The organism is Rheinheimera mangrovi (assembly GCF_003990335.1).
Lineage (GTDB): Bacteria > Pseudomonadota > Gammaproteobacteria > Enterobacterales > Alteromonadaceae > Pararheinheimera > Pararheinheimera mangrovi.
The window spans coordinates 2277668-2303898 of record NZ_CP034683.1; the positions used below are offsets into that span (position 1 = coordinate 2277668).

Below are 26231 nucleotides of genomic sequence, written 5' to 3' on the forward strand. Positions count from 1 at the left end.
TGAATGCAGGGATCACGGGGCAGACTAAAGGTTGATCATTTACACTAATATTCAATTTAACATAATAATCATTATGCGACACCTTCAATATGGAGGAAAAGGAGGTATATCCATATTTATCAATCAGATATCTAACATTGGCTTGGTTATTGTTCTGCGGCTCATATGTCATTACTTCCGACATAAACCTCTATTTGTAGCGTTAAACCCGTTAATTAGAACACATGCTTAGGCTAAGCAGGAAAACCATATACATTAACGTCTATATGGTTTTCCGTATCAATTTGAAGATTAATTCCGTGAAGTCAGTTTAATACCACCATCGAAACATTCCGTTGTTTTGCCTGAATCCGATATCACCTGGATATGATCAAAACCACCGGCCGGCGCAGACTTCTCCAGTAAGTCGGTAAAATCATCGGCTATGTCGCTGATTTCATCTCCTTTTTGCTCTAAAGCTGCGAAATGTGGTCTGTGGCGTTCTGTAATTTCATGAATTTCTTCGGCTAATTTTTGCTGCTCTGCCATTTTAACTTTATCTATACGAATACTATGTTCATCTTCATGATGCACAAGATCTGCAAGCTCAGCCATACGTTGGCTGTGTTGCTCCATTTCTGCTTCAAACGCTTTTAAAGGTAAATGCAATTCTTCCATTTGTTGCTCAACGACTGCTAAACGTTGATAAGCAGTTAGTTCATCTGTGGTCATAGCGCGCTGTTGTATAACTTTGCAGTTTTTAATAAAAGCAATTTGTTGCGGTGCTACAGCTGCAACGCTTGCAGATGCGGTTTCAGCCTGAGCTGTGCAGCCAAAACTGATTGCAATAGCGACAGATAATAATGTTAAGGTCAATGATTTTTGGAATTTCATAACAGGCTCCTGTGCTTCAGTTATTAGTAAGTCGGAGCTTGGGAATAAATAGTTGGAGGGAAAAACAAAAAAAGTTGGTTTAATCGCTAAGGTATTGATTAAACCAACTTTTTATTTAGCTTCTTTATACAGCAAGCACAGAATACTTAATGGCCGATGTTAATGACCACTGACGCGTTTGTATTGACGGTATTCTGGCTTCCAGAAATTACGTTCAATTTTCTGCAGTAATTCTTCATCACTGATCTCCAGCGCCAAACCTTGTTTTTGTGCAATTTTAGCCACTTCAAAGGCGATTTTTTTACTGAGTTCAGACAGCTCAGACAAAGCCGGCAGTAAGGATCCCTGCCCTGTGTTGGCTAATGGCGAGGCTGCAGCAAGAGTTTCACTGGCAATACGTAACATTTCATCGCTGATACGGCTGGCTTTCACAGCAACTACGCCTAAACCGATGCCCGGGAAAATGTAGGAGTTATTGCACTGCGCAATATGGTACGTTTGTCCTTTAAAAGTTACAGGCTTGAATGGGCTGCCAGTTGCAATAATGACCTTACCTTCAGTCCACTTAATGACTTGTTCAGGTGTCGCTTCCACTTGTTTTGACGGGTTGCTCAACGGGAAAATAATCGGCAGTTCGCAGTGTTTTTTCATGGCCGTGATCACTTGTTCAGTGAATAAACCAGGTTGACCAGATACACCAATTAAGATATCGGGTTTAGCGCAGTTCATCACATCAAGTAATGAGGCGTAGTCGCCACTGTAACTCCAGTCAGACAGATCTGATTTTTTCTGCATCAGCGCTTGTTGGAAATCACGTAAATCAGCCATGCCTTCAGTTAACAGACCAAAACGGTCCACCATGTAGACCTGCTTACGCGCTGTCGCATCATCCAGTCCTTCAGTTTTCATTTGACTGATGATTTGCTCAGCTATACCACAACCTGCAGAACCAGCACCGACAAAAACCACTTTCTGCGACGACAGTTTTACCCCCTTACTGCGACAGGCGGCTAATAAGGAGCCAACAGTGACGGCAGCAGTGCCCTGAATATCGTCGTTAAAACAGCAGTAGTCATCACGGTAGCGTTTTAAAATTGGCATCGCATTAGGCTGAGCGAAATCTTCAAACTGCACTAAAGCTTCTGGCCAGCGACGTTTAATAGCTTTCATAAACTGGTCGATAAAGGCATCGTATTCTTCGCCAGTAATACGCTTGTGCTTAGAACCCATATACACAGGGTCATTCAGCAGTTTTTCGTTATTCGTACCGACATCCAGCATCACTGGTAAGGTATAAGCCGGGCTGATCCCTCCACAGGCTGTGTACAAGGACAACTTGCCGATGGAAATACCCATACCGCCTACGCCCTGGTCACCTAAGCCCAGTACACGTTCACCGTCTGTGACTACTATGACTTTTACTTTTTTCTTGGTGACGCTGCGCAGTATGTCATCCATATGCTCACGTTCGCTGTAGGAAACAAAAATACCACGGGCACTGCGGTAAATAGCGGAGAAACGCTCACAGGCGTCCCCTACTGTTGGCGTGTAAATCACCGGGATCATTTCTTCCAGGTGCTCTTTTACTAAACGATAAAACAGAGTTTCGTTTTTATCGTGAATAGCACGCAGATAAATATGTTTGTTGATGGGTTCAGCGAAACTGGAATATTGCATATAAGCGCGGGCCAGTTGCTGCTCAATAGTTTCGTAGCGTGGAGGCAATAAACCAATCAGGTTAAAGGCAATACGTTCTTCTTTGGTGAAGGCGCTGCCTTTATTTAATAACGGAGTTTCTAATAACGCTGGACCTGCGTAGGAGGTATAAAGAGGTTGTTTCGTACTCATGGGGATCTCTCAAAACAAGCCTGCTGGCTCAAATTGCTGCCGATCATAACAGGTCTGAATAAGGCGGCAACCTCACAAGGGTTAAACAGAGGCTAAATGACGCTCATTTCACTCTGGTCAGACCTGAGCGCCACAATTTTCTGCCTTATCTCTTGAATTTAGTCTCCAGAATGACTGAAGAATTGGTACGCTCTACCCCATCCAGATTGCCTATTTCATCCAGAATATGGCTCAATTGTTCTGTGCTTTGAGCCTGCACTACAGCAATTAAATCGTACTCACCACTGATGGCGTATAACTCAGAAATCTGACTGATTTGTTTGAGCTCTACATTGGTTTTTGTTGTCAGCTTTTGCCGTACCTTTATCGCCACGTGGGCTGAAACTAACTGGCTTAAAAATGCACTGCCATATTCCAGTACATAGCCTTTCACCACGCCGCTTTGCTCAAGCCTGTGCATGCGGTTTTGTACAGTGCTGCGCGACACATTCAAGGCTCTGGCCAGGTCTGAAATGCTGGCTCTGGCGTTACGGCGTAACATGCCTAATAGCTTTTCGTCATCGGAATTTATCACTTTGCTCATTTACCTTATCAGAATGACAGAATTAACTGCAATATTGTCAATAATGCTACTGCATATTGGTAAGTCTGGCCAATATAATAAGTGAAATTCCTTAGTTACCCTGCCATATCAAGGGTAATCAACAAAAAGCACAAAGGCAGAACAACAATGCAAGTTAGCAGATCTTTATTCGATGAAGTGATGGTTCCGAACTACGCACCGTCCGCAGTGATCCCGGTAAAAGGTTTAGGTTCAAGAGTCTGGGACCAGACAGGTCGAGAGTTTATTGATTTCGCTGGCGGCATAGCCGTGAACTGTTTAGGCCACTGCCACCCTGCTTTAGTGGGCGCATTAAAAGATCAGGCTGATAAGTTATGGCATTTATCCAACGTGATGACCAACGAACCAGCTTTGATCCTGGCGCAGAAACTGGTTAACGCTACATTCGCTGAAAAAGTCTATTTTGCCAACTCAGGCGCTGAAGCCAACGAAGCTGCGTTAAAGCTGGCGCGTCGCTGGGCTAAAAATGAATTTGGTGAGCACAAAACCCAAATTATTGCCTTTAAACAAGGTTTCCATGGCCGTACTTTCTTTACTGTCACAGTAGGAGGTCAACCTGCCTATTCTGACGGTTTTGGTCCTAAACCTGCCGATATAATGCATGCTGAATACAATAATCTGGCAAGTCTTGAAGCTCTGATTTCTGACAACACTTGTGCTGTGATGCTGGAACCTCTGCAAGGTGAAGGCGGCATCATCACGCCAACTGCAGAATTTATTCAAGGTGTGGCCGCTTTATGTAAAAAGCACAATGCGCTGATGATTTTTGATGAAGTGCAATCTGGTGTAGGCCGTACCGGTCAATTGTACGCCTACATGGGTTTAGGTGTAGTGCCGGACATTCTGACCACAGCCAAAGCTTTAGGTGGCGGTTTTCCTATAGGTGCTATGCTGACAACCACTGCTATCGCTAAGCATTTAGTGGTGGGTACACACGGTTCTACTTATGGTGGGAATCCGTTGGCTTGTGCTGTAGGTATCGCCGCTTTTGATACAGTAAACACGCCTGAAGTTTTAAATGGCGTCAAACAGCGTGAGCAGTTATTCCGTGACGGCTTAAAAGCTATTAATGACAAATACGATGTGTTCAGTGAAATTCGTGGCCAAGGCCTGTTAATTGGTGCTGCACTGAATGAGAAGTACCAGGGCAAAGCCCGTGATTTTATGCTAGCTGCTGCTGACGAAGGTTTAATGATGTTAGTTGCAGGTTACAGCGTGATTCGTATGACTCCCTCGCTGATTATTCCGGAAGCAGATATTGCAGAAGGTTTAAAACGTTTTGAAAAAGCTGTCGCGAAGATGGTTCAGGCCTAAAGCCATTGAAGGGAGTTCGTTGAGCTCCCTTAACTTAATAAGCAGCTACTAAGCAGGAATACTAAATTTATGTTGTTGATCCGTCCTATCCGACAATCGGATTACCCTGTCCTGATGCAAATTGCTATTGAATCAGGTGCTGGTTTTACCTCTTTGCCGGTCAATGAGCAAAAATTGCAGGCGAAAATTGCCCGTTCTGAGCAAAGCTTCGCAACTGCCGTTGAGGCCATGGGCGATCAAGGGTATGTGTTTGTACTGGAAGATACCAGCACAGGTGAAATTGTTGGCACTTCAGGTATTGAAGCTTCAGTTGGCCTGGAAAACCCTTTGTATCATTTCCATAAAAGCACCGTGGTGCATCACTCCAAAGAGCTGGATGTATTTAAACAAGTTGAAGTGCTGACCATGTGTAATGACTACACTGGTGTGTCTGAGATTTGTACGCTGTTTTTACGCGAGCCATACCGTCAGGGTTTAAATGGCCGCTTTTTATCCAAAGTGCGGTTTTTATTTATGGCCGAGCACCCGAAGCGGTTCTCCAAAATGGTTATAGCAGAAATGCGCGGCGTGGCCGATGATTCGGGTTTACCACCGTTTTGGAAATGGCTGCAGTCGTATTTTTTCAGCATCGACTTCCCTACCGCCGATTATATGATTGGTGTCGGCAATAAAGGCTTTATTGCTGACTTGATGCCACGCCACCCTATTTATGTCAGCTTGCTGCCGGAATCTGCTCAGCAAGTTATTGGTGAAGTGCATGAAAACACCAAACCTGCTTTGGCACTGTTAGAAAACGAAGGTTTTTTCCACCGTGGTTATGTCGATTTGTTCGACGGTGGCCCAACGGTTGAGTGCCAGTTAAAACAAATTAAATCAGTGCGCAACAGCCATAAGATTAAAGTGCTGGTGGCGCCTGTTGAAGGCAACGCCACACTATCCATTTGTAATACCCAGACTACTAATTTCCGAGCCGTCTTTAGCAAAAATGCGGCACTGAATGACAATCACGAGTTGGTGATCAGTCCGGAATTAGCGGAAGCTCTGATGGTTAACAATGGCGATTTTGTGCGTTACCTCTCATTAGAAAAGGCAGTGAAATGAACGAAGTGAATGCAAAAGCTACAGTGCAGTTTATAGAAGGTCAATGGCAAGCCGGTTTTGGTTTGACTTTTCAGTCTGTGAACCCTGCAACAGGTAAATCGATTTGGCAAGGCAACGGCGCTGATGAAGCCCAGGTGCATCAGGCTTTGTTATCTGCACGTCAGGCTTTTTATCGTTGGTCGGCCTTATCTCTCGCAGAACGTCTGGTGGTGATTGAAAAATTTGCTGCCTTACTGCAAGAAAACACTGAAACTATGGCTCGCACTATTGCTGAAGAAACCGGCAAAGCTTTATGGGAAAGCCGTACTGAAGTGGCCGCCATGATAGGTAAAATTGCCATATCCAAACGCGCCCATGAAGAACGCACCGGCACTGTAGAAAATCCTATGCCAGGCGCTAAGGCTTTTATCCGCCATAAGCCTCATGGTGTGGTTGCAGTATTTGGCCCTTACAACTTCCCGGGCCATTTGCCCAATGGTCATATAGTTCCGGCTCTGATTGCCGGTAACGTGGTGGTGTTTAAGCCATCTGATCTGACACCTAAAGTGGCTGAATACACAGTGCAGTTATGGCAACAGGCTGGTTTGCCAGCAGGTGTGCTGACCTTGTTACAAGGTGAAGTAGCTACAGGTAAGGCCCTGGCTGCACATCCTCAGTTAGATGGCTTGTTTTTCACTGGCAGCTCTGGCACTGGACATTACCTGCATCAGCAATTTGCTGGTCAGCCAGGTAAAATACTGGCGCTGGAAATGGGTGGGAATAACCCGCTCATTATCAAAGACGTTGCTAATGTTAAAGCAGCTGTGCATGACATTATTCAGTCGGCTTTTATTAGCTCTGGCCAGCGCTGCACCTGCGCCCGTCGCTTGTTTGTGCCAAATACGGCCAATGGGGATGCCATTTTGGCAGAGTTGGTGGCGGCCACTAAAAACATAAAGGTTGCCGACCCTTTTGCCACAGAACAACCATTTTACGGCGCTATGATTTCTGCCAAAGCAGCCGAAGGTATGGCCAAAGCCCAGCAACAGCTGGTCGAGATGGGCGCTAAGGTATTAGTTGAACTCACCTTACCTGAAGCTCACGGTGCTTATGCCACGCCAGGTATTCTGGATGTGACAGGCGTAAATGCTATTCCGGACGAAGAACACTTTGGCCCACTTTTAAAAGTCTATCGCTACGATGATTTTGAGCTGGCTATTGCTGAAGCCAATAACACTAAATACGGCTTATCTGCAGGTTTACTGGCCGACTCAGCTGAAGATTATCAGTTGTTTTTCCAGCAAATCCGCGCAGGTATCGTCAACTGGAACAAACCTATTACCGGCGCTTCCAGTGCAGCACCTTTTGGGGGCATTGGCGCCAGCGGCAACCACAGAGCCAGTGCTTATTATGCTGCCGACTATTGCGCTTACCCTGTATCTTCAGTCGAAGCAGATCAGGTGGCCTTACCAGCTACATTAAGTCCAGGGTTAGTGTTGTAAAGCTGAACCAGATCAAAATTATAAGCCGGCAGAGTGGCTACACTTGCCGGCCTGAACACCATAATCAACAGAGCAGGACTCGTTATGCATACTGATGTGAAAGAACTGTTTAACCAACTTTGGGCTAACTACCTGGAAGTCACCCCTTCTGCAAAAAAAATTCACGCCATTTTAGGCTCATCACAACAAGATGACGTGATTAATGATCACATCGCACTTCGTACTTTTAATATTGAAAAAGTAAGCCTGAATAAACTTGCAGCTCACCTGCTGGCCTTAGGTTATACCGAAGGTGGCGAATACCATTTTGAAGCGAAAAAGCTCTATGCCAAACATTTTGAGCATAAAGACCCTACTCTGCCAAAAGTCTTTATTTCCGAGCTGCTGTTAGAAAAATGCTCCCCGGAGCTGCAAAGCATAGTGCGTAAACTGGTAGATCAAATCCCAGAATCTGCTGTTACTGCAGATAACTTCCTCTACTCAGGTCGCCACTGGACTATTGATCAGCAAAGTTACGAAACTTTATTAGCTGAAAGTGAATACGCTGCCTGGATGTCCGTCTGGGGTTACCGTGCCAACCACTTTACGGTCAGCGTGAATGCTCTGAAAAACTTTGACACGCTGGAGTCCGTGAACCAGGCATTAAAAGATGCAGGTTTTCCGTTAAATACCTCAGGTGGCGAAATTAAAGGCACACCAGAAGTGTTGCTGGAACAGTCTTCTACTTTAGCCGACGAAGCACCGGTACAATTTACCGATGGCACGCGCAATATCCCTAGTTGCTTCTACGAATTTGCCCGTCGTTACCCTATGGCCAACGGCCAGCTGTACGGTGGTTTTGTTGCAGCTTCTGCTGACAAAATTTTCGAAAGCACAAACGTGCGTTAATAGGTCCCGGTCATTCTGACTAACAAAGGCTGGATAAATATCCGGCCTTTATTTTGCCCCAATAAAGCTCTGCAGCTTCAGCATGATAACTCTTAGATAACGGATTCATAAAACCATGAAGATAAGGTGCAAGGCTTTGTTTAACATTAGCTTTATGTGCTAATGCGCTCATCAGTCCCGGCACTGAAAAATGTGTTTCTTCGGCAAATATCAACTCTGTTGGATAAAGCGGCTGAAGATTTGTCATCTGGCGGATTTGGCCACCATAAAAACCAACATAAAGCCCGATAGTTAAATGCTCCAGAGCCAGGTTCGCCCAGCAGGCTGCGGCACCCGCGCTAAACCCTAGTAAAAATACCGGCTCTGTCTGAGCGTTAAGCATGTCCTCTAGTTTCTTGCTGTAGGCCTCAAGTCCGCCATGCGCCAGAAAATACTGATAGGCTTCATGATCATCGGAAAAGGATGGAGGCTGATGATCATAAGGCTGTACACAAAGATAATCCGAACCTAGCTGACCAAACTGTGAAAGCACTTCAGGCTGGGCGCCAAAAATATCAGTCGCTATCACCAGTTGCATTTGCAGTCCTTAGCGAAACAAATTCACAGGCAGTTTCAAATACACAGTGCCATTGTCTTCTGCCGCTGGGAACTGACCTGCCCGCACATTCACCTGCACCGACGGCAATATAAGCTTTGGCATGCTCAGCGTTTTATCTCTGGTCGTGCGCATAGCGACAAAGTCCTTCTCACTGGTGCCTTGCTTTAGGTGGATATTCTGCTGCTTTTGCGCTGCTATTGTGGTCTCACAGACAAACTCATCACGCCCAGGCGCTTTGTAATCGTGGCATAAAAACATTCTGGTTTGATCGGGCAACTGATACAGCTTTTGCACTGAATGATACAAGGTAGCAGCGTCGCCGCCCGGGAAATCGCAACGGGCTGAACCATAATCCGGCATAAATAAGGTATCGCCAACAAAGACTGCATCGCCAATGCAATAACTGACACAAGCTGGCGTATGACCTGGAGTGTGTAACACAGAGCAGCGGATAGTTCCCAACATGAAGTTTTCGCCATCGGCAAATAGTTTGTCAAAAGCTGAACCGTCCGTTTTTAAATCTTTCAGGTTAAACACCTGACCAAACAACTGCTGCACTTGGGTAATACCTGAACCTATCGCAATACGACCACCCAGTTGTCGTTTTAGAAAAGGTGCGGCAGATAAATGATCCGCATGCACATGAGTTTCCAGTAACCACTGCACTGTCAGGTTATGCTCTTTTACCTTAGCCATGATCTGCTCTGCAGAACTTGTACTGGTGGAACCAGAAGCTGCATCAAAATCTAATACCGGGTCAATCACCGCAGCCTCTTTGCTCAGTGGATCCCAGACCAGATAACTGTAAGTAAAACTTTGTGGTTCAAAAAAAGCATGGACGACAGGCTGCTGCATAAATCACCGCTATTCGTGGCCAGTTCAAATTTAGCCCTATAGTAGCAAAGCTTTTTCATTCCAGAAAGATATAAGCTTATTACTTAAAGCTAAAGTGGTGCGCATTAAATAGCCATCCGCAAAACCTGCTTTTTAATTGTCATAAATCTGCAATCGGCCACCTCTACTCTGCCTGTGCCTGAAACTTAGTGGAGATACGAGTCGTATGAACATCGCCAGAAAATTAACCCTCGGAGCAGGTGTGCTGACTGTAATGGCGGTAATTTTGTCAGCCAGCACCAGTGGCCTGCTTGCGTTAAAAGACAGCACAGCTGCTGTACATCAAAGTGCAGAACAACAATTTCAGGCTTTGGCAACGAGCAGGCACACCATGCTGCAAACCCAGCTCGACAGCCAGCAACAATTACTCAATTCGTTAGCTCATAACCGCCTGACGCAGGAAGCCTTGTACAGTTTTAAGAACCCTTTTGTGTCCTACCGTTATGAAGTGTCAGCTCCTAACCTGGATGGCCTGAAACAGCAGTTAGGCGATTGGTACAAAACTAAGTATCAGCCATATTTCCAGGCTCAAACTAATGGCTTGTCAGTTAATACCAATGAATGGCTGGAAAAATCCAAATTTGAAACCTTATTGCTGCAGAAATTCTATGTAGCTGAAAACCCTCAGCCTCTGGGCAAACAGCAGTTGTTGCAGGATCGCAGTGACGGCTCGGTTTATGGTCAGCAGCACAATAAATACCACAGCAGCTTTAAAGAAATTGTTGACCGCTATGGTTTTCAGGACTTAATGCTGGTGGATGCCAACAGTCTGGACGTGTTGTATAACGTCAACAAAGGTCCGGTGTTTGCCAGCAATTTACAAAATGGTGCTTTTGCCAACACTGAACTGGCAACATTAGCCAAGAGCTTAAAGCAAAAGCCTAAAGCTGGTTTACAGATCTCGGCAATCAGCGCTTTTTCTGGTTCATTCCAGCAGCAAGTGCTGTTTTTTGGCGTGCCTGTGTTCCATCCAAACAGCGCTGAGACTCCGGTAGGATTTTTAATAGCTCAGTACCCTGTGAGTCGTTTTACAGATTTGATGACTGGAAATCAAAAGTGGCAGGATTTAGGTCTAGGTCAGACTGGTGATTTGTATCTTGTGGACCAGGATCAGAAACTTGTAACCGAAGTAAGGCCTTATCTGACCGATAAAACCAGCTTCATTGCAAAGTATCCGGAGTTTAAAGCCGGTCCATATGGTTTAGGTGGCCATACTAAATTGCAACTGCCGCAGATCAAAGATGCCTTAGCGGGCAAGACCGGCGTGGCTGAAGCTGAAGATTACCGTGGCATAGAATCATTAGTCAGCTGGCGCCCTCTACAGATAGGCCAGCGAAACTATGCGCTTATTGTGCAGCAGGAATTATCAGAGAGTCTGGCGGCTGTCAGCACTATTCGAACCAATCTTATTCTAAGCACCCTGCTTTCTGTACTGCTACTTGGAATACTGGTGGTCCTGCTGGTGTATCTTTTAGCCCAGCGTTTTGCCAAACCTATGCTGGCATTGCACCAACGTATTGAGGGCTCTGCGCAGTCTCATGATTTAACAGTGCGGTTTGATTTGCGATCTAAAGACGAATTAGCTGATATTGGCGCTGCACTTAATAAACTATTTAGCTCTTTTTGCACTCTGGTGACAAAGCTAACCAGTACTTGTGAGCAAAGTGCTTCAGCAGCAACCCAGAACTTGCAAATCAGTCTGGAATGCAAGAGCTCTGCGATGCAACAAGGTGCGGCTATCAGCCATTTGCTGCAGCAATCTCAAAGTCTGGATCAGCAGCTGCAGCATTCAGCTGAGCAGTTACGTCGCTCAGCCAGCCAGGCCAATCATGCTAATCAGCAGGCCGATTCAGGTTATCAGGCGGTGGATTTAGTGGCCGGTTCAATGCGTCATCTGGCTGAACAGGTTAGCTCTTCCAGTCAGAGCATGGATCAGCTGCGCTCTGCCGCCACTGATATAGTTACAGTGTTGGATACCATCAAAGGAATTTCAGAACAAACCAATCTTTTAGCGCTAAACGCCGCTATTGAAGCTGCAAGAGCTGGTGAACATGGCCGTGGTTTTGCTGTAGTAGCCGATGAAGTGCGGCGCTTATCTGGCAGTACTCGTCAGGCGACTATGGAAATTCAGCAGATGTTGAACCGCCTAATGAGCACAGTGGACGAAACCGCGTTGGATTTAGCAAAAGAGCGTGAAAGTGCACAGCTTTGTGTCACAGGTTCAGAGCAGGCGCTTCAGGCTTTAGGTGAAATAAAACAACTGATTGCACAAGTCAGCACAGACACTGCAACTATAGCCCAGTCCAGTGAGCAACAATACCAGCATAATCAGCAAATGCGCGATGAACTGATGGCTGTGCAAGGTTTGGCGGCTCATACAGAGCACGCGATGACAGAGTTAAACCTGACAGCAAAGGAGCAGGAAAAACTGGCGACGGAATTATTAAGTAACGCCAGAACCTTCCGGGTTTAAATCCTGACAAAAAAGCCCCTGTCATGCAGGGGCTTCAGATTAATGACAAACCCCACCTTTTTGATGGGGTTTGTTTTTTTAAGGACTTTTAGCGCGAGTTTTACGACAGTTGACGGCTGAAGCTCGATGACTTCATGACTGAGTGTTTTGGCACGTTGGGTTGTTCTGAAGAGGTCTGGTCGTGTGTCTGTGGTCGATTAGCAGGTGTTTGAAGGGCTTCTTCCTCAGGCGGCCAGTAGCAACGCCATTTTTTTGATGTTTTGCGCGGTGCCTGCCATCAGGCATTGCATTTGTACGTTCTGTAATCCTCTGAAGCGTGCATATCGGTGACCATGATGTTGTTTAGCGTCTGCGAAGCTACGCTCTACCGTCTCTTTTCGTCGTTGGTAGATTTTCTTACCCCAAGCGCTGAGTCTCGTCTGGTTTGCGGCTTCTTTGGCTTGCTCAAACACATGCCGCGTCAACACTTTGGTCTGGTTTTTACTGCGCGTGCATTGTTTGAGTAACGGACAATTCCTGCATATCGCCGGGTCTGATTTGTATTCGTGGTATCCATCACGGTTGGTGGTGCTGTACTGAAGACTCTGACCTTGTGGGCAGAGGTAGCTGTTGCTGTCTTTCTCATAGCTGAACGCACTTTTACGCAGCAGTCCCTTGCCTTTATTCGGTCGACGATACCCCATCACAGGTTCAATCTGGCGCTCTTGAATTAAGTGACACAACATGGCCGTGTTGTAGCCAGCATCTAATCCGACCGCCACCGGGTTCAGGTCAAAACGCTCCAGTTGCCGGTCTAATCGGGCAAGGTAAGGTTGACTGTCGTGCACATTACCAGGGGTTGCAAAGGTATCGGTGATAAGGCCATGTTTGCCGTCGACGGTTCTGTGGTCCAGGTAGAAGAAGCCTTGTGGCTTGCCTTCGCGTGTCATAAATCCACTGTCCGGGTCCGTGGTGCTACTCTTGATAGATTGCAGTTCACAGACCTGTTCTTGCTTCTCCTTCAGCGGCTTTTTTCCGGCGACTTTACGCTCCTCCTCAACCGCTTCATTCAACTGCCTGATGTACGCAGATGTGCTGGCAGACACCAGTTTATTGATGGACTTCCCCTTGTTCGCACTGGCTTTTAAATGGGTGCTGTCGGTGTACAGCGTGCGTCCTCCAATCAGATGGCGGGATATGGCCTGCTCCACAATATGGTCAAAGATACGCTGAAATACATCAGTGCCATTAAAGCGGCGGATACGGTTCTGGCTTAAGGTCGAGGCATCCGGCACTTTATCCGTCAGGCTCAACCGTAAAAACCAGCGATAGGCTACATTGACTTCGATTTCCTGCATCAGTCGCCGCTCACTTGGCACACCAAATACATAACCGAGCAGCATGATTTTAAACAGCACCACAGGGTCAATCGCCGGACGGCCATTGTCTTTGCAATAGAGGTGAGCCACTTCAGCGCGGATAAATTCAAAATCAATAGCAGTATCAATCTTACGAACCAGATGGTCTTTAGGAACCAGTTGCTCCAAAGTTACCATCTCAAGCTGATATTGTTGGGGAGATGTGTCTCGTAACATAGATAATCAGTCCTGTGTTGAACTGATTCTATTAGATCAAAGGTCTGGAGCTACGTCCAGACCTTTGTCAGCAGTCTGAAGCCCCTGTCATGCAGGGGCTTGTTTTTGATAACAGATCAGCCTTCAAAGGATCGGCTTTGCAGCGCGTGAATACGTTTATCCAAAGGTGGATGGCTCATAAAAAGCTCTGAAGCAGCAGGTTTAGTGGCCAGACCAAAAGCCGTCATTGAGCCTTGTAACTGGCTTTCATGGTTGCCTTTTAATCGTTGTAACGCAGCCACCATATTTTCTGGTCCGACTAAACGTGCGGCGCCAGCATCGGCTTTATATTCACGTTGACGCGAAAACCACATCACAATAATGCTCGCCAGCACGCCAAAGATCATTTCCAGCACAAACACAGTGATCATGTAGCTGATACCACCGCCCTGACTTTCTTCTTCATCACTGGAGCGAAAGAAGTTATCAATAATGCCTGCAACCACCCGGGCAAAGAAAATAACAAAGGTATTCACTACACCCTGAATAAGCGTCAGCGTCACCATATCGCCGTTGGCGACGTGAGACACTTCGTGCGCTAACACAGCTTCGGCTTCTTGCTGTGTCATCGCATGCAATAAACCCGTGCTGACAGCCACCAGCGCATTATTGCGGCTCATACCCGTGGCAAAGGCATTTATTTCCGGCGAGTCGTAAATCGCCACTTCCGGCATACCAATACCAGCTTGTTTGGCCTGGCGTTGCACTGTGCTGACCAGCCAGTGTTCTGTGGCATTTGATGGCTCTGTGATCACCACTGCACCTGTCGAACGTTTTGCCATCCACTTGGACATAGCTAAAGAGATAAAAGAGCCACCAAAACCAAAGACAGCAGCGAATATCAGTAAGCCACCCATGCTGCGGTTATCAATCCCAAAAACTTTAAACACAATACTTAAAACGATACTCAGCACTAACATCACAGCTAAGTTCGTGATTAAAAATAGCACTATACGTTTCATAACAACCTCTGTAATTCAGGAAACCTACTAACTTCTATATCTAAGTAATTTGGAGTTGCAGCGAAGTGACAAGCCAGTGAGTGCCCGGGAGCATAGCTAACCTATATGACCGGGCCGGTGGCGTAGTAAACAAAGCTGCAGCTTCAAGTACGACGGTATAAACGCCTGTTGCTAAAAAAGCCCCTGTTTCATTGCTGTAACAGGGGCAAAGGGCGGATAAATTACCACAACAAGTACGTATTGGTTCTGCACAACCCAACCGAAGTGTTTCAACTCGCAGTTAGGTTATTCAGGGAACGGTGTGATAATAAGCTGGAAAGTCGTGTAAGGTAAAATCGAATATAACTTCCTAATTGGCAGTTTATACCTGATAGCGAATTTTGGAGCATAGAATAAAAAAAGCCTGTCGGGATTGCTCCAGGCAGGCTTTTATTTGATTTAAACCTTGGAAAATCCTAAAGAGGATTAACCCAACAAGCTTCTGAGCATCCAGGCATTTTTTTCATGCACCTGCATGCGTTGAGTTAACAAATCCAGAGTAGGCTCATCTGAGGCTTTATCAGCTACAGGCACTATAGAACGGGCAGTTTTCGCTAATGCTTCCTGACCTTTCACCAGATCTTTGATCATATCCTGAGCGGCCGGAATACCATCTGCTTCTTTAATGCTGGTGAGCTTGGCAAACTCTTTGTAGGAACCTGGTGCAAATTCACCTAAAGCACGAATACGTTCAGCAATTAAATCCACCGCCAGCGCAAGTTCAGTGTACTGAGTTTCAAATAAAACATGCAGCGTCTGGAACATAGGGCCAGTGACGTTCCAGTGATAGTTATGCGTCTTCAGATACAGAGTGTAGGTGTCGGCCAATAAAGTCGCTAAACCATGGGCTATGGCTTTACGATCGTCGTCTTCAATACCAATATTAATTTTCATAAGAAACTCCGTGTTGCGGCAAAGAATTCAATTACCCTATCACAATTCACCTCAAGCGCTCAATTAGACAAAAGGGTAAGCTGTTATAGATCAATGGGATTGCAGATCAGGTAAAACAAGGGCTGCATCAGGTTTTGCCAGACAAAACTGTTTTTGTCCCCGCTGCAACAGCCAATATTTGTTATGAAGTTGCGGATAAACCGACATCTCCCGATCATGTTGCACCACTTCACCGTTAAGTCTTATCGCATTTGAGTTGAGCAATTCTCTGGCTTTAGTTTGGGATGCAGCTAAACCTGATTTTTGCAGCAGATCTGAAAGCGTCAGTTGATTCTTAACCTCTACGCAATTTAAAGCATCCTGTACCAACTGCTGTAATTCAGCTAAGCTCAGTTGCTGCGGCTGCCCTGCAAACAAGGCCTTAGTGATCCGTTCAGCCGATAGCAGCCCTGCATCACCATGTACAAATCGGGTCACCTGCTCTGCCAAAATACGTTGGGCCTGAGGTTTGCTACCAGAGTTGTGATCCGATTGCTCTATAGCAGCTATCTCGACGCAAGTTAAAAAACTGTAGTAGCGCAGCAGGTTATACACGTCTTTATCGTCGGTATTAAAGCTATGACGTGATGGCCTGCATCCTGAAAACGTTTCAGCATCAATAAAGGCACCAGGTGCCCTATATGCAGGCTGCCGGCTGTGGGATCAAAACCACAGTACAAGCTTTGTCTGCTGCTTAAAAAATCGTGTAAGAGTTCTGGATTAGAACTTTGGGCTATCTGGCCGCGCTCGAGTAAGTCATCCACTAACTGGGGTTTACTCACCGCTGCTGTTGTCATTGGCTGCTCTCGTTTTGTATATAAAGTGAAAAGCAGCAGCTTAAAGTTCAGCAGCAGAAAAAGGCATGTCCCTAAAGGGATAAGAAAAGCATTTTAGCTGGCCAACAGATGAGTCAGAAACAACTGGAATAACTCGCTTAATGAGCCGATTTGCAGTTTAGCGTAGATCTTTTTGCGATGGTTTTTGACCGTACCAGCGCTGATGTGCAGCTGCTGGGCTATATCCTCTGAATCAAACCCCTGCAGTAACAAACAGACGATCTGTTGCTCTTTGTCAGTCAGTAACTGCTGGCCAAAACAGGAAAATGCATTGCTAAGTTGGTGCTGCAAGCCAGTTTTGTCTGACGAAGCGCTGGATAGGACAAAGCTGTCTTGACCCCAATGCTGACGAACTAAAGCGCGGAGCAGGCTTTGCAGTCCTGCCAATGTTTCATAGCTGGATTGATAACGGCTCTGGTTGGGTTCGCGATAACCAATAAACAGCACTATCCAGCGCTTGGGTTCCAGCTTAAAACTCAGGCAGAACTCATCATGCAGACTTGTCTTTTCGGTAAAGTGCTTTTGGTAGCTTTTACCGGCATTAGCCGAATCAAACAGGTCTTGTAAACGCCACAATCCATCGTCAGTCGCTTGCTGAGCACGACGATAAAAAGGGTCTTGCAGGTAAGAGTCCATTAAATAGTGATAAAACAAAAACTCCCGTTTGGTCTCTATGCAGTCATACAAATAAATCGGATGCTTATCTGCTCTGCAGCCCAACAACACAGTTGGTCACAGTGTAACTCTGTTTTAAGAAAAGCAGCCAGCCGTTGACTGAAGTCTATGGTCCGGACACTACTTACCAGATCAGCCACTCTCTGCCATTCTGTCATAACCGATAAGTCCTCGCCCAAAAGTAAAAAAGCCGGTGTTTGACCGGCTTCTTAGCTTACAACATTAGTGCTGTTTTATGAACGAGCAGCCAGTTCAGCTTGCTGCACTAAATAGTCTTCGTAAGTACCAGCGAAGTTACGTACACCGTTATCCGTCATCTCAACGATGCGGGTCGCCAGTGAGGATACAAATTCACGGTCGTGGCTGACAAAAATCAGTGTGCCTTTGTACATTTCAAGCGCCATGTTCAATGATTCAATTGATTCCATATCCAGGTGGTTGGTCGGTTCGTCCATTACCAGAATATTTGGGCGTTGCAGCATCAGCTTACCGAACAACATCCGGCCTTTTTCACCACCGGATAATACCCGCGTTGGCTTGCTGATTTCATCCTGAGAGAACAATAAGCGACCCAAAATACCGCGGATAGCCTGCTCGTCGTCAGAAGGCTGTTTCCACTGGCTCATCCAGTCAAACAACGTCATATCGCGTTTCTCGTCCGCGAATTCGTATTCGTGATCCTGAGCGTAATAACCGATATTGACGTTTTCAGACCATTTGACGATACCGGATTCTGGCGTTAAATCACCGACCAGACATTTTAAGAAAGTGGATTTACCAATACCGTTGGTACCGAGGATCGCAACTTTTTCACCCACTTCAATGGTCAGGTCTAGCTTGTTCAGTACATGTAAATCGTCAAAGCTCTTGTTTAATTCGTTCACTTCTAAAGCTAAACGGTACAGTTGCTTTTGCTGATCAAAACGGATAAATGGATTGACCCGGCTGGACGCTTTTACTTCAGCCAGCTGAATTTTATCAATTTGTTTGGCACGGGAGGTCGCCTGACGTGCTTTCGAAGCATTGGCAGAGAAACGGCTTACGAAGGTTTGTAATTCAGCAATCTGAGCTTTTTTCTTGGCGTTATCGGCCAGCAGTCGTTCGCGAGCCTGAGTAGCGGCCGTCATATATTCATCGTAGTTACCAGGGTAAACACGCAATTCGCCGTAATCTAAGTCGGCCATATGAGTACACACGCTGTTTAAGAAGTGACGGTCGTGCGAAATAATAACCATGGTGCTGTTACGTTCAGCCAGCACTTCTTCCAACCAACGGATGGTGTTGATATCTAAGTTGTTGGTTGGTTCGTCCAGTAACATGATTTCAGGGTCAGCAAATAAGACCTGCGCCAATAACACCCGCAGTTTCCAGCCTGGCGCTATCGCAGACATAGGACCAAAATGCTGTTCAACCGGAATACCCACACCTATTAACAATTCACCTGCACGGGATTCAGCGCTGTAACCGTCCATTTCACCGAAAGCAACTTCTAAATCGGCTACACGCATACCGTCTTCTTCGCTCATATTTGGATCAGCGTAAATACGGTCGCGTTCTTCTTTCACTGCCCACAGTTCAGCGTGGCCCATAATCACTGTGTCTATTACTGTGTATTGCTCAAAAGCAAACTGGTCCTGATGCAGCTTGGCCACACGGTGGTTAGGTTCCACAAAAATGTTACCGCCACTTGGATCTAACTCTTTGCTGAGGATCTTCATGAACGTTGATTTACCGCAGCCGTTGGCGCCAATCAAACCATAGCGGTTGCCGTCGCCGAATTTAACGGAGATATTTTCAAAAAGCGGCTTAGCGCCAAATTGCATCGTAATATTTGCGGTAGAAATCACAGTGTTTTTGATCCAACAAAGAGTCATATACAAGCCGTGCTGTGGGTATTAAACCTTTCAGCACAGCCCCAAAAATAGCGCGCCACTATACGCTTTTTCAGCGCCAAACTCAAAGTATCTCTGTGATTTATGACGTTTTTAGTGTGATTAGCCAAAGCGACGTCCCAATGCGATACAAACCACCACAGTCAAGGCCAATATCCAGTGGATCCATTGCAGTGGTTCCGCCAGTAATAACGAACACAAAACCAGCCCGCTAAAAGGCGATAACAGCTGTAACTGACTGACTTTAGCAATGCCGCCAATAGCCAAGCCCTTGTACCAGCAGAAAAATCCGATAAACATGGTAAACACAGACAAATACCCCAGCGCCAGCCAGGACTGCAGCGACACAGCTGTATAATCGGGCTGATAAGCCCAGACCCATGGCAGCAGGACTGGAATGGACATCACCAGCGCCCAGCAGATCACCTGCCAGCTGCCGAGTTCTTTGGATAAAATAGCCCCTTTGGCATAACTAAAACCGCATAAAAAACTCGCTAACACCAGATAACCATCAGCGAGCTGAAAAGGGCCAGTGCTGTGTTGTAACGCATAAAGCGCAACACAAGCGGCCCCCAGCAGTGCAAACACCCAAAAGCCAATTCGTGGCCATTGTTTAGTTAAGTAAGCGCCAAAAAAGGCAGTAAAAAGTGGCATCACACTGGTGACCAGAATGCCGTGACTGGCTCCAACCTGCTGCAATGCCAAAGCGGACAAAACCGGGTAAGCAAACACTGAACCCAAAGCCACTACAGCCAAGCCCTGCCATTGTTTTGCTGTAGGTAATTTTTGTCTTGTGATCAGTAGCAGCATCAAAGCCAATAGCGCTGCTATCAAAGCCCTACCCGCGCCGACAAAAACCGGCGGCATATCAAGCACTGCCATTCGAGTTGCTGGTAAACCAGCTGAGAACATCAGCATGCCTAAGCCACCAAACCATAAGCCTTGCACCAGAGGCTTTTGCCAAAACGGCGAGCTGCTTTGCTCTTGTGGTGAAACAGAGACTACGGACATGACAAATACTCCCTATAAGCGGCTGGACAGTCAGCCAACTTCAGTTAGTATACAAAGCTAAATACCATGACAATCAGGACAGTTACCTACAAAGACGACTGAACTGTACAGGTGAAAATTCCATGACAATTGCACTAGCGCAGTGGCAGCTGGATAAAGCCAGCAAAGAAAGTTTTAGCAGTCAGCTTTATCTGCAGGCACAGCAAGCCATACAGTCCGGCCGCTGGATTGCTGGTGCACGGCTGCCATCGATCCGGCTTTTAGCTGCACATTTAGAAATCAGTAAATTTACAGTGGCAGAGCTGTATGAAAAACTCTCTGCCGCTGGTTTTGTCCGTTCTCAGCCTGGCAGTGGGGTCTATGTCAGCCGTTTAACTGAGCAGCAACAGCAACTGGAATCCAGCGCCAGCCAAAGTAGTAGACGGCAGGATGTCGCCCTGATGCGCCAAACGCTGCTGCGTGAACCTCATTGGATCAAAGCATCAGCCGGTTGGTTATCGCCGGATTGGATGCCGGATCAGGAAATACGCCAGGCGATGCGCGATTTAGCACGTCAGCCTCAGTCTTTAACCGACTATGGCTCGGCTCAGGGCTATTTCCCCTTGCGCCAGTATTTCACTCAGCGTTTGTCACAGTTATCTATTGCCACAGAACCTGCTCATATTCTGCTGACCTATAGCGCCTCACATGCGCTGGATTTAGTGTTTCGATTGCATCTGAAACCCGGTGATTGGGTGATGGTGGATGATCCGGGCTTTTATAACTTCTTTGCTTTGCTGCGTTTGCATCAGGTGCAGTTGCTGGTAGTGCCACGCACTAAGGAAGGCCCGGATTTAGCTGTGATGCAGCAATTGGTGCAGCAGTACCAACCCAAAGCCTATTTAACCAATTCAGTGTTATCGAACCCTGTGTCTTTGAGTATCCATCCAGCCCGCGCTTTTGCGGTATTGCAACTGCTGCAACAGCATCAGTGCTTGTTGATTGAAGATGATATTTATGCTGACTTTGAAACTCAGCCGGTATCGCGTTACGCGTCGATGGCAGGATTTCAGTCAAATAATGGTTTTGAAACCATTTACTTAGGTAGTATGTCGAAAACCTTGTCAGCAGATTTGCGGGTGGGTTTTATTGCTGCAGCACCAGCTACTATTGCGGTATTGACCGATCTAAAACTCATCAGCGGTATATCGACTTCCAATACTATGGAACGCCTGGTGTACGCGCTATTAACCGGTGGAGGTTATCGGCGTCACCTTGAGCAATTAAAGCGTCGTTTACAGCAAGCCCGCAGCTTGGTGTTTTCAAAACTAAAGCAGCTGGATTGTCAGATATGGGCAGAACCATCAGCAGGTTTTTTATGTTGGGTCAAACTGCCAGAAGGCGTCAGCAGCAGTTTATTGTCAGAACGCTTGCAGCAGCGTCAGGTTGTATTGGCACCAGGTTCACAGTTCAGCACCCTGCCCGATGCCGATCAGTATACGCGCCTTAATGTGGCACAATGCCTGGATCAACAATTTTGGCTGATATTGGCTGAGGAATTGCGCCAGATCAGAGACAGTATTTCTTTGGCAATGAATACTGAATTGTAATTTTAGACGGGCGGGTGCAAGACCCGCCCCTACAATTCAATGCAGACAAAACCCTTGTAATCTGACATGGTAAAGAAAAAGGATGTGGTATGGCCAAAACCTCAGATAAAACCTCAGATAAGTCTCAGGCAAAATCACTGGACTGGAGTGCACTACTGCAATCCGGTAACCGCATTTTTATTGGCTCCCATGCTGCCGCGCCTCAGGCGTTGCTGGCCGATTTAATGGCCCGCAGTAAAAACCTGCATGATATAGAGCTGGTGCAATTGATGGTGCTGGCTGATAACAGTTGGGCCGAACAACGTTACAGCGACTTATTTAAAATCAATGCGTTATTTATTGCAGGTGACAAAGTCCGCAGTGCTGTGGCTGAAGGTCGTGCCGACTACACCCCTTGTTTTTTATCTGAAGTCCCCGCTTTATTTAAAAATGAAATTTTGCCTTTAGACGCGGCTTTAGTCATGGTCAGTCCGCCTGATGCTTTTGGTTATTGTTCTTTGGGTGTCTCTGTTGATGCCGTATCAGCTGCGGTGCGTTCTGCCAAAAAAGTTATAGCGCAAATTAACCCTAAGATGCCGCGCACCAATGGGTATACCTTTATCCACCAAAGCCAAATCCATGCCTTTATCGAACAGGCCGAAGATTTGCCCGAACTACCGCCACCTGTGTTGGATGAAGTGACGGAACGTATTGGCCAGTACGTGTCTATGTTGATTGAAGACGGCGCGACTTTACAGCTGGGGATAGGAAAAATCCCTGAGGCCGTTTTACGTTACCTGGGCAATCACAAAGACTTAGGTGTACATTCTGAAGTCATTTCCGACGGTGTGATGGAACTGATCACCAAAGGCGTGATTAACAACAGGAAAAAAAACTTTCACCCGGGCAAGACAGTCACCAGTTTTTGTATGGGCAGCAAAGCCTTGTATGACTTTGTTGATGGTAACCCTCATGTTGAATTTTACCCCAGTGAATATGTGAATTCCCCGACCAATATTGCCCGTAACGACGCCATGATCGCTATTAACAGCGCTATAGAAGTCGATTTAACAGGCCAGGTGGTATCGGATTCGATTGGGCATAGATTCTACAGCGGCATTGGTGGCCAGGTCGATTTCAGCCGAGGCGCCTCAATGAGTAAAGGCGGCAAACCTATTATCGCCCTGCCTTCGACTGCTAAAAACGGCACAGTCTCGCGTATTGTCGCTACTGTCACTGAAGGCGGCGGCGTGGTGACGTCGCGTGGCCACGTGCATTATGTGGTCACAGAGTTTGGTGTCGCCTCCTTGCGGGGTAAAAGTATCCGCGAACGCGCGCTGGAACTTATTCGGGTAGCTCATCCGAAGTTTCGTAAACAGCTGCTGGATGAAGTTCGTACCCGCTACTGGGTGCCACATTACCAAAAAGACTACCTCAAAGATGTGGTGGAACTAGGCAAAGTAGGTGTTAAAACTTTAACCATTGCTGGTGAACAGTTTGATTTGCGGGCATTAAATCCGGCTGATGAGCGCCGGCTGCAGGAGTTTTTTTACTCTCATACCAAAGAAACTTTGCTGCTGCGTTATAACCACCATCCCAAACAAATGAGCAGAGAAAAATCCTGTACTTTAGTCAGTGTCGATCAATCCCGTGATCTGGCGCTTTGTATTGTCAAACAACAAGGCTCAGTACTGGAAATTCAGGCCGTAGGCCGTTATTACCTGAATGAAACTGACAACAGTGCTGAAGTGGCATTTGTTACACGTGAAAAACACCATGGCAAAGGCATGGCCAAAAGGCTGCTGGAAGAAATGATCAGAATTGCCCGCATACGCGAACTCAACCGTATGATGGCTTATGTGCGAGCCGACAATAAGCCGATGCAAAAGGTGTTTGAAAAAGCTGGATTTAAACGTATCGCCAGTGGCGATCCAGATGAAGTCTATTTAGAGCTGCCATTAAAAGTAGCGGAACCAGAGAAGCAGTAAATGAGTTTAGTGATCTTCAGCCATGGCCGCTGTTTGTCGTACGACATAGGTCTCGATCATCCGGAAGCAGCGTCGCGCATTTATGCAGTACAGGACCAGTTATTAAGTTCAGGCCTGGAGTTTGTGGTGCAACAACGGGATGCCACTCCGGCCAGTATGGAGCAGTTGTATCTGGCTCACGACCCGGCTTATGTCGACCATATATTTGATGCTGTGCCCGATACTGGCCATGTCTGGCTGGATGACGATACACAAGCCAATGCAAAATCACTCAATGCGGCTTTGTATTCGGCAGGTTCCGGTATTAATGCGGTAGATTTAGTGATGCAGCACTCAGACACTCAGGCCTTTTGTTTAACACGCCCACCAGGGCATCATGCAGAATACAAAGCGGCCAAAGGCTTTTGTATTTTTAATAATATCGCCATAGCGGCCGCTTATGCCATGCAGCAGTATGGGTTGCAACGTGTGCTGATTGTGGATTTTGACGTACACCATGGCAATGGCACTGAAGATATTTTCCAGCACGAACCCAGGGTAAAGTTCTTTTCGTCCTTTCAGCATCCGTTTTACCCCTACACTGACCCTGTTGCTCATACCCCATCCATAGTCAAAATGCCTTTAGCTGCGGGCACTACAGGCGCTTTATACCAACAGCGCTTTACTGAAGAATGGCTGCCGCTGATGCTGCAGTTTCAGCCCGAGCTGGTATTGGTATCAGCTGGTTTTGATGCGCATATTGAAGATGATATGGGCCAGATGAAACTAACAGAGCTGGATTATTTGTGGTTGGGGCAGCAGTTGAAGCAAATAGCCGATCGCTATTGCGGCGGGCGTTTGGTTTCTATGCTCGAAGGCGGTTACGAACATAGCCCGCTGGCGCGTAGTGTGGTGAGTTATCTAAAGGGGCAGTTGTGACCATCTACGGGCGGGGATAAAGGTTTTCAGGTTTGGATTATATGAGACGGGCGGTATGTAGGGGCCGCGGCTTGTCCCGGCCCATCCATCTGTACCGCGGTACCTTGAGACGGGCGGGTGCAAGACCCGCCCCTACAATAAATCCTTATACAATCTTTATAACCACCGGGGACATAAAGCCTTAAACTTCCAAGGTTGTTTAACGCCGGATAAAATTTTATGGCTGCCACTTTGGTGTTGGGTTCCGCAGTAAAAATCTCAAGTCGTTACCTGATGTATAGGGTGTTAGGGTATTTGTTGCTGATGTTGTCAGCGGTCAAGCTGGTCGCTATGGCAGTATCCCTTCTTTATCACGAAAGCAGCTTTTGGGTGTTTTTAGGATCTGCGCTTTTTACAGCAGCTTTGGGTTATACGCTGGTGCATAAAGGCCGCGACGCCAAAGATATTAAACATCGGCAGCTATTTTTACTCACCACTTTAAGCTGGCTGTCGCTTTGTGTCTTTTCGGCTATTCCATTGTGGCTGATAGTGCCCAATTGCACTTTAACAGACGCAGTGTTTGAAACCGTTTCTGCTGTCACGACCACAGGTTCAACTGTGTTGTCTGGATTGGATACCATGCCAAAAGGCATTTTGTTCTGGCGCGCTGTGCTGAACTGGATGGGGGGTATAGGGATCATCGTGATGGCCATAGCCATTTTACCCGCACTGAAAATAGGCGGTATGCGATTATTTAAAACTGAAAGCTCAGACACTTCAGATAAAATTCTGCCACGTAGCTCTACCCTGTCTGCCGCTATTGGCTTGGTTTATCTGGTACTGACCGCCTGTACTATGACCACCTATTATCTGGCTGGCATGACAGGCTTTGACGCTATTACCCATGCAATGACCACAGTAGCTACAGGTGGTTTTGCCAATTACGACTCCTCTTTTGGATTTTATAAAGATTCACCGCAAATTTTCTGGTTAAGCAGCTTTTTTATGATGCTGGCCGCTATGCCTTTTGTACTTTTTGTCAGTTTTGCTAAAGGCGATAAAACATCTTTGTGGCGCGATCCACAAGTACGGGCTTTTGTTGCCATAGTGCTGTTTTGCAGTGTGCTGCTCACTGCATATCAGGTGGTACATAACGACAGAGCCGTTTTTGATGCGCTGACCCATAGCCTGTTTAATGTAGTGTCCATTATTACCACCTGTGGTTACGCTTCCGAGGACTATACAGTCTGGGGTAACATGGCCATTATGCTGTTTTTCTACTTAACCTTTGCCGGTGCTTGTTCGGGCTCGACTTCGGGTGGCTTAAAAATATTCCGTATTCAGTTAGCTGCTATGTTACTGATAAAGCAGTTAAAATTGTTGGTGCATCCAAAGGCGGTCTGGAGCCAGAGTTATGGCGGAAAAAAAGTAGATGATCAGCTTTTGGGCAACGTGCTGGCCTTTTGTTTTATCTATTTTGCGACCATAGCTTTTATTGCTATGGCCTTGTCCTTTTGTGAGCTGGATTTAGTCACAGCAGTGACAGGAGCTGCAACAGCTGTGGCGAACGTTGGCCCGGGCCTTGGCAGTGTCATAGGCCCGGCCGGTAATTTTTCGACTTTACCAGACGCTGCAAAATGGTGGCTGAGTTTAGGTATGTTAATGGGACGATTAGAAATTTTGACCTTACTTATTTTGTTTACACCTTCATACTGGCGGTTCTGA

22 protein-coding genes are annotated in these 26231 nt (G+C 46.5%); 9 read left to right on the forward strand and 13 right to left on the reverse strand.

Going from position 1 to position 26231, the window contains the following annotated elements:
• Nucleotides 1-291 precede the first annotated feature (291 nt).
• The 3 genes from EK374_RS10265 to EK374_RS10275 all read right to left on the reverse strand — a co-directional run bounded on the left by EK374_RS10265 (nucleotide 292) and on the right by EK374_RS10275 (nucleotide 3304).
• The gene (locus EK374_RS10265; protein ID WP_127022849.1) at nucleotides 292-873 is read right to left on the reverse strand and encodes a hypothetical protein; all 582 of its coding nucleotides are present in this window, start codon (nucleotides 871-873) and stop codon (nucleotides 292-294) included.
• 159 nt (nucleotides 874-1032) lie between these two features.
• On the reverse strand, nucleotides 1033-2721 hold the full coding sequence (locus EK374_RS10270; RefSeq protein WP_127022852.1) for an NAD-dependent malic enzyme: 1689 nt from the start codon (nucleotides 2719-2721) through the stop codon (nucleotides 1033-1035).
• 145 nt (nucleotides 2722-2866) lie between these two features.
• Nucleotides 2867-3304: an Lrp/AsnC family transcriptional regulator gene (locus EK374_RS10275; protein ID WP_233280382.1), complete on the reverse strand. Its 438-nt coding sequence runs from the start codon at nucleotides 3302-3304 to the stop codon at nucleotides 2867-2869.
• A gap of 147 nt (nucleotides 3305-3451) precedes the next feature.
• Between EK374_RS10275 and EK374_RS10280 the strand changes: the two genes are divergently transcribed.
• From EK374_RS10280 to EK374_RS10295, 4 genes are all read left to right on the forward strand, one after another.
• Complete coding sequence (locus tag EK374_RS10280) at nucleotides 3452-4657, forward strand: aspartate aminotransferase family protein (RefSeq protein WP_127022855.1); 1206 nt, start codon at nucleotides 3452-3454, stop codon at nucleotides 4655-4657.
• 69 nt (nucleotides 4658-4726) lie between these two features.
• Nucleotides 4727-5758, forward strand: a complete 1032-nt coding sequence (gene astA, locus EK374_RS10285) for an arginine N-succinyltransferase (RefSeq protein ID WP_127022858.1) — start codon at nucleotides 4727-4729, stop codon at nucleotides 5756-5758.
• Nucleotides 5755-7239: a succinylglutamate-semialdehyde dehydrogenase gene (gene astD, locus EK374_RS10290; RefSeq protein ID WP_127022861.1), complete on the forward strand. Its 1485-nt coding sequence runs from the start codon at nucleotides 5755-5757 to the stop codon at nucleotides 7237-7239. The genes astA and astD overlap by 4 nt, the downstream gene beginning before the upstream one ends.
• A gap of 84 nt (nucleotides 7240-7323) precedes the next feature.
• Entirely contained in the window at nucleotides 7324-8127 is an 804-nt protein-coding gene (locus EK374_RS10295; protein ID WP_127022864.1) for a DUF1338 domain-containing protein, read from the forward strand.
• Nucleotides 8128-8146: 19 nt separating this feature from the next.
• Here EK374_RS10295 and EK374_RS10300 read toward each other — a convergent pair whose 3' ends face one another.
• Complete coding sequence (locus tag EK374_RS10300; protein ID WP_127022867.1) at nucleotides 8147-8704, reverse strand: dienelactone hydrolase family protein; 558 nt, start codon at nucleotides 8702-8704, stop codon at nucleotides 8147-8149.
• Nucleotides 8705-8713: 9 nt separating this feature from the next.
• Entirely contained in the window at nucleotides 8714-9580 is an 867-nt protein-coding gene (locus EK374_RS10305; RefSeq protein ID WP_127022870.1) for an MBL fold metallo-hydrolase, read from the reverse strand.
• A 205-nt stretch (nucleotides 9581-9785) separates the two neighbouring features.
• Between EK374_RS10305 and EK374_RS10310 the strand changes: the two genes are divergently transcribed.
• Nucleotides 9786-12092, forward strand: coding sequence for a methyl-accepting chemotaxis protein (locus tag EK374_RS10310; RefSeq protein WP_127022873.1), 2307 nt, complete (start codon nucleotides 9786-9788; stop codon nucleotides 12090-12092).
• A gap of 224 nt (nucleotides 12093-12316) precedes the next feature.
• Here EK374_RS10310 and EK374_RS10315 read toward each other — a convergent pair whose 3' ends face one another.
• From EK374_RS10315 to EK374_RS10345, 8 genes are all read right to left on the reverse strand, one after another.
• Nucleotides 12317-13666 (reverse strand): IS1182 family transposase, encoded by a 1350-nt coding sequence (locus tag EK374_RS10315; RefSeq protein ID WP_127019037.1) that lies wholly within the window; start codon nucleotides 13664-13666, stop codon nucleotides 12317-12319.
• Nucleotides 13667-13782: 116 nt separating this feature from the next.
• On the reverse strand, nucleotides 13783-14667 hold the full coding sequence (gene htpX, locus EK374_RS10320) for a protease HtpX (protein WP_127022876.1): 885 nt from the start codon (nucleotides 14665-14667) through the stop codon (nucleotides 13783-13785).
• A 465-nt stretch (nucleotides 14668-15132) separates the two neighbouring features.
• Nucleotides 15133-15600: a Dps family protein gene (locus tag EK374_RS10325; protein ID WP_127022879.1), complete on the reverse strand. Its 468-nt coding sequence runs from the start codon at nucleotides 15598-15600 to the stop codon at nucleotides 15133-15135.
• 90 nt (nucleotides 15601-15690) lie between these two features.
• Nucleotides 15691-16194 carry a tyrosine--tRNA ligase gene (locus EK374_RS10330; RefSeq protein ID WP_206099330.1) on the reverse strand — a complete coding sequence of 168 codons (504 nt, stop codon included), beginning with the start codon at nucleotides 16192-16194 and terminating at the stop codon, nucleotides 15691-15693.
• A complete protein-coding gene (locus EK374_RS20770; protein ID WP_206099331.1) occupies nucleotides 16161-16436 on the reverse strand; it encodes a hypothetical protein in 276 nt (91 codons plus the stop codon). The genes EK374_RS10330 and EK374_RS20770 overlap by 34 nt, the downstream gene beginning before the upstream one ends.
• A 93-nt stretch (nucleotides 16437-16529) precedes the next feature.
• Nucleotides 16530-17129, reverse strand: a complete 600-nt coding sequence (locus EK374_RS10335; RefSeq protein ID WP_206099332.1) for a response regulator transcription factor — start codon at nucleotides 17127-17129, stop codon at nucleotides 16530-16532.
• 254 nt (nucleotides 17130-17383) lie between these two features.
• A complete protein-coding gene (locus EK374_RS10340; protein WP_233280383.1) occupies nucleotides 17384-19024 on the reverse strand; it encodes an ABC-F family ATPase in 1641 nt (546 codons plus the stop codon).
• 120 nt (nucleotides 19025-19144) lie between these two features.
• Nucleotides 19145-20053, reverse strand: a complete 909-nt coding sequence (locus EK374_RS10345) for a DMT family transporter (RefSeq protein ID WP_127022882.1) — start codon at nucleotides 20051-20053, stop codon at nucleotides 19145-19147.
• A gap of 122 nt (nucleotides 20054-20175) precedes the next feature.
• Here EK374_RS10345 and EK374_RS10350 point away from each other — a divergent pair, with 122 nt between their 5' ends.
• The 4 genes from EK374_RS10350 to EK374_RS10365 all read left to right on the forward strand — a co-directional run bounded on the left by EK374_RS10350 (nucleotide 20176) and on the right by EK374_RS10365 (nucleotide 26231).
• Nucleotides 20176-21642 (forward strand): aminotransferase-like domain-containing protein, encoded by a 1467-nt coding sequence (locus tag EK374_RS10350; RefSeq protein WP_127022885.1) that lies wholly within the window; start codon nucleotides 20176-20178, stop codon nucleotides 21640-21642.
• Nucleotides 21643-21731: 89 nt separating this feature from the next.
• Entirely contained in the window at nucleotides 21732-23609 is a 1878-nt protein-coding gene (locus EK374_RS10355) for a GNAT family N-acetyltransferase (protein ID WP_127022888.1), read from the forward strand.
• Nucleotides 23610-24527, forward strand: coding sequence for a histone deacetylase family protein (locus EK374_RS10360; RefSeq protein ID WP_127022890.1), 918 nt, complete (start codon nucleotides 23610-23612; stop codon nucleotides 24525-24527).
• Nucleotides 24528-24746: 219 nt separating this feature from the next.
• On the forward strand, nucleotides 24747-26231 hold the full coding sequence (locus tag EK374_RS10365; protein WP_127022893.1) for a TrkH family potassium uptake protein: 1485 nt from the start codon (nucleotides 24747-24749) through the stop codon (nucleotides 26229-26231).

Excerpts from the sequence above, each read along its gene's own strand:
- EK374_RS10315 (WP_127019037.1), bottom strand. The coding sequence starts at position 13,666 with ATGTTACGAGACACATCTCCCCAACAATATCAGCTTGAGATGGTAACT.
- EK374_RS10345 (WP_127022882.1), bottom strand. The coding sequence starts at position 20,053 with ATGTCCGTAGTCTCTGTTTCACCACAAGAGCAAAGCAGCTCGCCGTTT.
- EK374_RS10350 (WP_127022885.1), top strand. The coding sequence starts at position 20,176 with ATGACAATTGCACTAGCGCAGTGGCAGCTGGATAAAGCCAGCAAAGAA.
- EK374_RS10310 (WP_127022873.1), top strand. The coding sequence starts at position 9,786 with ATGAACATCGCCAGAAAATTAACCCTCGGAGCAGGTGTGCTGACTGTA.
- EK374_RS10300 (WP_127022867.1), bottom strand. The coding sequence starts at position 8,704 with ATGCAACTGGTGATAGCGACTGATATTTTTGGCGCCCAGCCTGAAGTG.
- htpX (WP_127022876.1), bottom strand. The coding sequence starts at position 14,667 with ATGAAACGTATAGTGCTATTTTTAATCACGAACTTAGCTGTGATGTTA.
- astA (WP_127022858.1), top strand. The coding sequence starts at position 4,727 with ATGTTGTTGATCCGTCCTATCCGACAATCGGATTACCCTGTCCTGATG.
- EK374_RS10275 (WP_233280382.1), bottom strand. The coding sequence starts at position 3,304 with ATGAGCAAAGTGATAAATTCCGATGACGAAAAGCTATTAGGCATGTTA.
- EK374_RS10365 (WP_127022893.1), top strand. The coding sequence starts at position 24,747 with ATGGCTGCCACTTTGGTGTTGGGTTCCGCAGTAAAAATCTCAAGTCGT.
- EK374_RS10325 (WP_127022879.1), bottom strand. The coding sequence starts at position 15,600 with ATGAAAATTAATATTGGTATTGAAGACGACGATCGTAAAGCCATAGCC.
- EK374_RS10360 (WP_127022890.1), top strand. The coding sequence starts at position 23,610 with ATGAGTTTAGTGATCTTCAGCCATGGCCGCTGTTTGTCGTACGACATA.
- EK374_RS10280 (WP_127022855.1), top strand. The coding sequence starts at position 3,452 with ATGCAAGTTAGCAGATCTTTATTCGATGAAGTGATGGTTCCGAACTAC.
- EK374_RS10265 (WP_127022849.1), bottom strand. The coding sequence starts at position 873 with ATGAAATTCCAAAAATCATTGACCTTAACATTATTATCTGTCGCTATT.
- EK374_RS10340 (WP_233280383.1), bottom strand. The coding sequence starts at position 19,024 with ATGACTCTTTGTTGGATCAAAAACACTGTGATTTCTACCGCAAATATT.
- EK374_RS10355 (WP_127022888.1), top strand. The coding sequence starts at position 21,732 with ATGGCCAAAACCTCAGATAAAACCTCAGATAAGTCTCAGGCAAAATCA.
- EK374_RS10305 (WP_127022870.1), bottom strand. The coding sequence starts at position 9,580 with ATGCAGCAGCCTGTCGTCCATGCTTTTTTTGAACCACAAAGTTTTACT.
- EK374_RS20770 (WP_206099331.1), bottom strand. The coding sequence starts at position 16,436 with ATGACAACAGCAGCGGTGAGTAAACCCCAGTTAGTGGATGACTTACTC.
- EK374_RS10295 (WP_127022864.1), top strand. The coding sequence starts at position 7,324 with ATGCATACTGATGTGAAAGAACTGTTTAACCAACTTTGGGCTAACTAC.
- EK374_RS10270 (WP_127022852.1), bottom strand. The coding sequence starts at position 2,721 with ATGAGTACGAAACAACCTCTTTATACCTCCTACGCAGGTCCAGCGTTA.
- astD (WP_127022861.1), top strand. The coding sequence starts at position 5,755 with ATGAACGAAGTGAATGCAAAAGCTACAGTGCAGTTTATAGAAGGTCAA.